The organism is bacterium endosymbiont of Bathymodiolus sp. 5 South (genome assembly GCF_900128535.1).
Taxonomy (GTDB): domain Bacteria; phylum Pseudomonadota; class Gammaproteobacteria; order PS1; family Pseudothioglobaceae; genus Thiodubiliella.
The window spans coordinates 23,181-30,019 of the sequence record NZ_FQTR01000012.1 but is presented as its reverse complement, the minus strand read 5'-3'; the positions used below and the strand labels follow the sequence as shown (position 1 = coordinate 30,019).

Below are 6,839 nucleotides of genomic sequence, written 5' to 3'. Positions count from 1 at the left end.
TTTGCCCAATTGGTGATTTCTTTAAACCTTGTCCTAGCAGAGCTAAGGTTGGGTTTAAAAAATCGCCAAGTGGGTGAAAAGTGGGTTTTTGATGATTGTTCCTATTTATGCAAAGGTCTCCTTATATGTTGATCCTGATTTTTAAAAAGCACTCACCCCAGCGATGCCTTGAGCGCCGAGTTTGCGGGTTTTTTCTAAATCTTTAATCCTCATGCCACCGAGAAAATAAACAGGGATATTGAGTTTATCCACCACATTAACAGCACTGTCCCAACCAATTGGTAGGGTATCTGGGTGAGTTTGAGTGGCTTGCACAGGAGAAATGACGACAAAATCGGCACCGATGGACTGGGCTTTGAGGGCTTCGGTGAGATTGTGGGTAGATACGCCGAGTAACTTGTCCTCAGCACAGGGTCTTTTGTTTAATTGTAGCATTTCATTAGTGGTAAGGTGCCAGCCATCCCCACTGGGCTCATTAAAGGTTTTATTGGCGGTATTAAGTAGTAATTTAACGCTGTTATGCTTACATTTGTTGTAAAGTTCGGCGATAAATGTAGTATTGAGTATGGTTTTGCTTCGCAGTTGGATGAGGTTGATGCCTGAGGTGAGTTTTTGGTCAAATTTATCCATCCATTCATCGCTTTGATGCTGACTTGAGGGCGTAATCCAGTATTTATTAGGCAAAGTGATTGAGTGGATAAAGGCACGCATGGTGGGTAATAGTTGATAGTTGTTTAAATCAGTAATTCTAGCCCAAGTGATTGCTTGACCTTCAAGCCCTATGGGTGTATGTTGGTATTGGTTGATGTTGTAAATGCTTAACTCAACGATTCTGTCTTCGTAGTGATACACCATAGTTTGGTGTAGGCTTGAGTGCTTAACTTGGATGCCGAGTTCTTCATTAAGTTCTCTGGTGATGGCTTGTTCTGGTGATTCTTTATGCTCAATTTTGCCACCGGGTAATTCCCAAAACCCACCCATAAATTGTGATTTTCTGCGTTGTGCAATGAGTATTTCTTGATGTTTGTTGCGTAAAACACCAACAACTGCCTTGATTGTTTGCATGCGCTCCTCTGCTGTAAAATGATAGCATTATTTTATATTAGGCAAGACTTTGAGTTTAACGGAAAAAATTCAACAATTAAAACCTTATAGCGCATTGCTACAGGGCAATTTGATGGGGTTGGAAAAAGAGGGTTTACGGGTATCAAGCCGAGGTGGCATCTCTCAAGCACCACACCCCAAGGCACTGGGTTGTGCCTTGACGCATCCAAACATTACCACTGATTTTTCCGAGTCACTCATTGAATTAGTCACGCCACCTGCAAGGTGTGCTGATGAAATGCTGGCATTTTTATCTAAAACACAACAATATTTATATCATCATTTGCCAAAGGACCAAAGTTTTTGGCCGGCAAGTATGCCGTGCGTGATTCGTGGCGAAACTTATATTCCTATTGCACAGTATGGAACGAGCAATCAAGGCAGGATGAAAACTGTTTATCGACATGGACTTGCTAATCGTTATGGCAGTGTGATGCAAACGATTGCGGGTATTCATTTTAATTATTCCTTTGCACAGGATTTCCTTAAACAGTATCATTTGTTAAAAGCGCCGAGCGAAGCATTTAGGGAGTTTAACGACAAAAGTTATATGGCATTGACGCGTAATGTGGTGCGTTGTGGCTGGTTGATTCCTTATTTATTTGGCGCATCAAGTGCGGTTTGTAAATCTTTTCTCAAGGGCTATCATCAGCATTCATTGGTTGAATTTAATGATTCTACTTTATATGAACCGTATGCCACTTCATTGCGAATGGGGGATATTGGCTATCAAAATCTGCGTGAAGATGAGGCAGGGGTAAAGGCAAATTATAATTCTTTAGCGCATTATGTTCATAGTTTAAAGTCTGGCATGCAAACACCGTGCGCCGCCTATGAAGAAATTGGGCTTAAGAAACAAGGGCAATATCAACAATTAAACACCAATATTTTACAAATTGAAAATGAATATTATGCTTCTGTGCGTCCTAAGTCAAATGTTATTTCAGGCAAGAAACCTTTAGATGCTTTGCATGAGAATGGTATTGGCTATATCGAGTTGCGCTCATTGGATATTAACCCAAGTTTGCCACTGGGTATTGATAAAACACAAGTATTGTTCTTAGAGGCATTTTTGCTGTTTTGCTTACTAGAGGATTCGCCAGTTATTTGCAGTAGAGAACAAGCTGAATGTGATGCTAATGACCAGTTAGTAGCGCACAAGGGGCGTCAACCCAAATTAGCCTTGATGCATCAAGGAAAAAGCATTCTATTGCAAGATTTGGGTAGAACCGTGATGGACAAAATTTATCTATGTGCTGAGTTATTGGGGCAGGATTATCAAGCGGCTGTTAATACCATAGGCAGGCGTATTGAACACGCTGAGCTCACGCCTTCTGCAATTACTCTGAGTGAGATGAAAGACCACAATCAAGGATTTTTTGATTATACCAATGCTTGGGCTAAGCAGCATCGACAAGCCTTTCTTGCAAAGGAAATTGACCCAGTGCATTTTGATTATCTAGACCAACAAGCCAAAAAATCTTGCCAGCAGCAATTCGCAATAGAACAAGCGGATAATAGCTCTTTTGATGCCTATTTAGAGCATTATTTTATTGATGCATAATACAACGACAATTTGTGCATTGGCAAGCGCTTTAGGGCAAGGTGGTATTGGCATTGTACGCGTTTCAGGTACCCTTACAGGTGGGATTGCCCAAAAGATGTTGGGGAAAATCCCTAAGGCACGCTATGCGCATTATGGTTCGTTTTTTAGTCAAGAGGGTGATGAAATTGATAAGGGTGTAGCCTTGTTTTTTCCAGCGCCAAACTCATTTACGGGCGAAGATGTTTTAGAGTTACAAGGGCATGGTGGTATTGTGGTCATGCGACTTTTATTAGAGGCTGCTCTATCGTTAGGTGCAGAAGCGGCCGAGCCGGGGGAGTTTTCTAAACGCGCTTTTCTCAATGGTAAAATGGACTTGATACAAGCCGAGGCAGTGGCAGATATCATTGATGCCAGCTCTAAGCAATCTGCACGCTCAGCACTGCGCTCTTTATCAGGCGAGTTTTCTAAGCAAGTCAGTGCTCTAACGCACTCGTTAATTGAGTTGCGAGTTTTTGTTGAAGCGACGATTGATTTTTCTGATGAAGAAATTGATTTCTTAGCCTCAGGTGAGGTTAAGCAAAAGATTGAAAAAATTGAAAAAGATATTCAAGCTATTTTAGCGGCTGCACAACAGGGTGTGATTTTAAGAGAAGGTTTAAACATCGCAATTGCGGGTAAGCCAAATGCGGGAAAATCATCACTACTCAATGCATTGACGCAAGAATCCAGTGCGATTGTGACAGATATTGCGGGTACTACGCGTGATGTGTTAAAGGAGACGATACACATCAATGGCATGCCACTCAATATTATTGACACGGCAGGACTGCGTACCAGTGAAGATAAAGTAGAACAAGAAGGCATTAAGAGAGCACATGGTGAAATTGAACGCGCTGATGTGGTGTTATTGGTTTTTGATGCACAAGATGAAGCGCCAGACCTATCAATCTTGCCAAGCGGCATTGAAGGTAAACCGATATTATTGATTAAAAACAAGGTAGATTTAACCAATGATGTTGTGGGTGTAGAACATTTAGAACATCAAATCCAGTTGTCAATCTGTGCCAAACATTCAAAAGGCGTTGATTTGTTAAAACAAAGACTCTCAGAGATTGCGGGTTTAAGTGATACTGGTGAAGGCGTTTTGCTAGCACGCAAGCGCCATATTATTGCCTTAGAGGCTGCATTAGTATCCGTGCAGGCTGCTTTGATACAACTTGATAATAATGCCAGCGAGTTGCTTGCTCAAGATTTATACCATGCTGCTCAAGATTTAGGTAGTATCACTGGTGAGTTCTCATCTGATGATTTGTTGGGTGAGATTTTTTCTTCTTTTTGTATTGGTAAGTAGAGATTTACAGCGTTATGGGTATTAAAGCAAAATTTTATCTTTATTTATTGGCCACTATTGCCTTATCGCCATTGTTGTGGCATGTAATGCTTTCGGTTTATCAGTCATCTAATGTTGTTGATATAGGTTTTGCCCTATTGATATTGTTAATATATTTGGGTTTATATTTGTCTATTCGTAAGGACTTTTTATCGCCATTTACGGATTTGCAACAATGGGTAAATGATTACAACATTGATCAAAGTGCACGCCTAAGCAACAAACAGAAAACCGCATTTCAGCCTGTTGCCACAGCAATTAATCATCTGATTGATGAAAATCAATATTTATATGACGACATGGAAGATATTTTGCACAAGCAGGTTCAGCGTCTGAGTAAAAAATCGGCTTCATTAGAAACGCTTTATGGTGTGTCATCTAAACTTAACTCAATGCATTCTGCTACAGAATTGTTTGAGTATTTCTTGGATGTATTTATGCAAATGACATTCGCATCTTCAGGTGTGGCGCGTCGTTTAATTAACGATACAGAATTGCATTTAGTCGCGCAAAAGGGTGTGATTGACGACCAGGGGCAACAAATTGATGTCGTGAGTAGTGCGTGTTTTTGTGGTGAAGTAGCAATGGCACCAGATAGCTGTGTGCAGTTTAGTGTGCATACTTGTCAAAAATGTGTGGGCAAAAAATCTGAGGCTAAGGCGAGTGTTGGTACGATTTTTATTCCCTTGAAATACCACGGAAAAACCTTGGGCATCTTTAATTTATTTTTTGATTCTGAGCCTTCACTTGCTTTTGACGAGCGTGCATTACTTGAATCCATTGCTGATAATATTGCCATTGCACTTGACAAGGCAAGGCTTGATGAAGAGACTAAGCGACTGGAGCTTTCGCAGGAGCGTTTATTCTTATCACAAGAAATTCACGACTCTTTGGCGCAAACGATTTACAGCTTAAAACTACAAGTGACTGTCTTAGATGATATGCTGAAGCAAGGCAACAAAAAGGATGCGGGTAAAAAAGTTGCCAGTTTGCAGTTAAACATTACCCAGGCCAATCAAGAGCTTAGAGAATTAATGTGTAATTTCCGTGTGCCTTTAGATCCTAGAGGGATAGAAGCTTCATTAGAAAATCTAGTCAATAGTTTTAGGGCAGAAGAAAATATTGCCACTTATTTACAAGTAGAAGGTAAGTTCGACCTTGCCTCAGAAACAGAAATGCAAATTATGCGTATTACCCAAGAGGCCTTGTCTAATATTCGCAAACATGCCAAGGCGCGTAATGTGCGAATTTTATTTTCCGCTGAACCACAATGCCAGCTGCTGATCGAAGATGATGGGGTAGGTTTTAAAAAAGACACGCTTGATACCGAAGTAATGGGGAATAATATCGGCATGAATATTATGCAAGAGCGTGCGAGTAGAATCGGTGCACATATTGATATTGAATCCGAAGTTGATGAAGGCACGCGAGTGATTGTGAGTTTTGGGGCAGGTGTGTGAAATGAAAGTTTATATTATTGATGACCACGCTTTATTCCGTAATGGACTTGTTTCATTATTAGAGTCCAGAAACATTAGTGCTAAGGCAGCCTCTTCACCTGAACAAGGTTTAGAGGAAATCCCCAACTTATTAATAGATATTATCTTGTTAGACTTGCGTATGCCAAGTATGTCAGGACTTGAAGTGTTAAAGGTCTTGAAAGAGCGTAATGAACAAACACCAGTGGTAATATTAACCACCAGTACTGATGAAAATGATTTGCGTGATTGTTTAAAACACGGCGCTCAAGGGTATTTACTCAAGGATATGGATCCAGATGAATTGGTAGATTCGCTCAATGAAGTGGCAACAGGGTCAATTATTGTGACGCAAAATATGACACATGTATTGGTCAAGGCATTGAAAAATGAATTGACAGATAGCGAGCCTTCTTTTGAGTTACTTACCAAACGAGAAAAGGAAGTGGCTTGTCAGATATCAGGCGGACATAGTAATAAAGTTATTGCTAGAGAGTTGGGTATTGCAGATGGTACAGTGAAGTTGCATGTGAAATCAATTTTAAAAAAATTATCACTTTCTTCAAGGGTTGAAGTTGCAGTGATGGTAACTGAAAAAGGTTATTGTAAGCAAAAAGAGTATAAGTAAATGGATGATTACCAAAAATTAGTAGCAAAAGCATTGGTTTCTGTAGATGAGATATTGCCTTGGGACCTAGAAGAAGAAATTGAACAAAACTCTGATTTGATATTGTTAGATATTCGTGAGCAAGCTGAATTTGAAATGATGCATATTAAAGACGCGCTACATGTTGCGCGTGGTGTGCTTGAAGGTGCTTGCGTTTGGAACTATGATGACACCATACCTCAGCTGGCAGAAGCTAGAAATCAAAACATTGTGCTTATTTGTCGTTCAGGCAACCGCTCTGTGCTTGCGGCACTGACGATGCGACAAATGGGGTTTGAAAATGTTCGCTCTTTAAAGTTAGGTATTAAAGGTTGGAATGATAACGACTTAGAAATGCTGAATATAAAAAATGACATCGTTGATATTGATGAAGCTGACAAATGGCTTAACCAAGCGGTTGCGGAAGAAAAATTACAGCCTAATCTATCAGTTTAGAAATTAATTTAATAAAAAAGTGAAATAGTGCTTGACGCAAGATTTTTTGCTTGTATAATTGCCACCTTTTACTGAGTTGAAACATTATTTTTCAATTTAGTTGCTCTTTAAAAATTTATCAAACAACTTGTGTGGGCACTCGTACATTAAATTGTGCAAGTGCACATAAAAAACTAAAGCAATTAAGCTTTTAAAAAAATTGAACGCAAAGCGCACTTA

The 6,839-nt window shown here is 39.9% G+C and carries 6 protein-coding genes; 5 read left to right on the top strand and 1 reads right to left on the bottom strand.

Annotated elements, in window-relative coordinates; translation table 11 throughout:
- Positions 1-141 precede the first annotated feature (141 nt).
- The gene (locus tag BBROOKSOX_RS02535) at positions 142-1,065 is read right to left on the bottom strand and encodes a Nudix family hydrolase (protein ID WP_139659613.1); all 924 of its coding nucleotides are present in this window, start codon (positions 1,063-1,065) and stop codon (positions 142-144) included.
- A gap of 49 nt (positions 1,066-1,114) precedes the next feature.
- Between BBROOKSOX_RS02535 and gshA the strand changes: the two genes are divergently transcribed.
- Genes gshA through BBROOKSOX_RS02510 form a run of 5 tightly spaced genes read left to right on the top strand, consistent with a single transcriptional unit; the run spans position 1,115 to position 6,620 of the window.
- On the top strand, positions 1,115-2,668 hold the full coding sequence (gene gshA / locus BBROOKSOX_RS02530; RefSeq protein ID WP_139659612.1) for a glutamate--cysteine ligase: 1,554 nt from the start codon (positions 1,115-1,117) through the stop codon (positions 2,666-2,668).
- Complete coding sequence (mnmE, locus tag BBROOKSOX_RS02525; RefSeq protein WP_139659611.1) at positions 2,658-4,001, top strand: tRNA uridine-5-carboxymethylaminomethyl(34) synthesis GTPase MnmE; 1,344 nt, start codon at positions 2,658-2,660, stop codon at positions 3,999-4,001. Before gshA ends, mnmE begins: the two co-directional genes overlap by 11 nt.
- A 14-nt stretch (positions 4,002-4,015) precedes the next feature.
- The gene (locus tag BBROOKSOX_RS02520; RefSeq protein ID WP_139659610.1) at positions 4,016-5,500 is read left to right on the top strand and encodes a GAF domain-containing sensor histidine kinase; all 1,485 of its coding nucleotides are present in this window, start codon (positions 4,016-4,018) and stop codon (positions 5,498-5,500) included.
- A 1-nt stretch (position 5,501) separates the two neighbouring features.
- Positions 5,502-6,146 (top strand): response regulator, encoded by a 645-nt coding sequence (locus BBROOKSOX_RS02515; RefSeq protein ID WP_139659609.1) that lies wholly within the window; start codon positions 5,502-5,504, stop codon positions 6,144-6,146.
- Positions 6,147-6,620 carry a rhodanese-like domain-containing protein gene (locus BBROOKSOX_RS02510; RefSeq protein WP_139659608.1) on the top strand — a complete coding sequence of 158 codons (474 nt, stop codon included), beginning with the start codon at positions 6,147-6,149 and terminating at the stop codon, positions 6,618-6,620. It begins immediately after the preceding gene.
- The last annotated feature ends 219 nt before the right edge of the window (positions 6,621-6,839 follow it).

Bases quoted from the DNA above. Each gene is read 5' to 3' on its own strand.
- BBROOKSOX_RS02535 (WP_139659613.1), bottom strand. From the start codon at position 1,065: ATGCAAACAATCAAGGCAGTTGTTGGTGTTTTACGCAACAAACATCAA.
- BBROOKSOX_RS02520 (WP_139659610.1), top strand. From the start codon at position 4,016: ATGGGTATTAAAGCAAAATTTTATCTTTATTTATTGGCCACTATTGCC.
- BBROOKSOX_RS02515 (WP_139659609.1), top strand. From the start codon at position 5,502: ATGAAAGTTTATATTATTGATGACCACGCTTTATTCCGTAATGGACTT.
- BBROOKSOX_RS02510 (WP_139659608.1), top strand. From the start codon at position 6,147: ATGGATGATTACCAAAAATTAGTAGCAAAAGCATTGGTTTCTGTAGAT.